Annotated in this window: 1 pseudogene; it reads left to right on the top strand. The window is 71.4% G+C overall.

Going from position 1 to position 220, the window contains the following annotated elements:
- Positions 1-150: pseudogene (locus EXE44_RS22200) on the top strand (thioredoxin-disulfide reductase); the annotation flags it as partial.
- Positions 151-220 lie beyond the last annotated feature (70 nt).

Here is a 220-nt window from a genome sequence, read left to right as displayed (position 1 = left end):
CGGGTGTACGCGGCGGGCGACGTCACCGGCGGCCACCAGCAGATCGCGACCTCCGTCGGCGAGGGCGCCCGCGCGGCGATCAACCTCCTCGAGGAGCTCCGCGGCGCCGACTACATCGACTACAAGAAGCTGGATTCGCAGCCGGCCTGAGCGGCTTACTCGTCGACGGTCGGCCCGGCCTCGTCGACCGACGCGGTGAAACCCACCTCCCGGAGTCGCT

Origin of the sequence: Halorubrum sp. SS7 (assembly GCF_005435055.1) — an archaeon.
Taxonomy (GTDB): domain Archaea; phylum Halobacteriota; class Halobacteria; order Halobacteriales; family Haloferacaceae; genus Halorubrum; species Halorubrum salinarum.
This window is presented reverse-complemented; position numbering and strand designations above follow the sequence as displayed.